Source organism: Fructilactobacillus sp. X7R4C1 (assembly GCF_059901115.1).
The window spans coordinates 1-414 of the sequence record NZ_JBWXVD010000015.1 but is presented as its reverse complement, the minus strand read 5'-3'; the positions used below and the strand labels follow the sequence as shown (position 1 = coordinate 414).

The window sequence follows — 414 nt, the reverse complement described above, 5'->3', positions numbered from 1 at the left end:
AGGTGAAATGATGAGTTCAGTAACACTGGTCTCAATAACCCTCGCAGCAGTCATCGCTTTAGCGGTCGGTTTATTGATCGGATTTGCACTTCAAAAGAAGCTCCACCAGAACAATTTGGATCGAGCGACGCAGACAGCAGAAGGCATTATTGAGGCCGCTAAAAAAGAAGCAGCGACTTTAAAAAAAGAAAAACTGCTGGAAGCAAAAGACGAGAATCATCGCTATCGAACCCAACTTGAAGATGAATTGAAAGATCGGCGGACAGAAGTCCAGAAGTCGGAACATCGCCTGAATCAGCGAGAGGATACTTTGGATCGGCGGGACGATACGCTAGATCGCAAGGAACAAAGTCTTGCTGACCGGGAAGCAAATTTGAACAAGCGGCAGCAACAGCTAGATGAACGTGAACAAGA

1 protein-coding gene is annotated in these 414 nt (G+C 46.4%); it reads left to right on the top strand.

Features of this window, described 5'->3' with window-relative positions; translation table 11 throughout:
* Window positions 1-10 precede the first annotated feature (10 nt).
* Window positions 11-414, top strand: a 404-nt coding sequence (locus AC6UC9_RS06955) for an Rnase Y domain-containing protein (RefSeq protein ID WP_500701540.1), incomplete at its 3' end; no start/stop codon positions are given.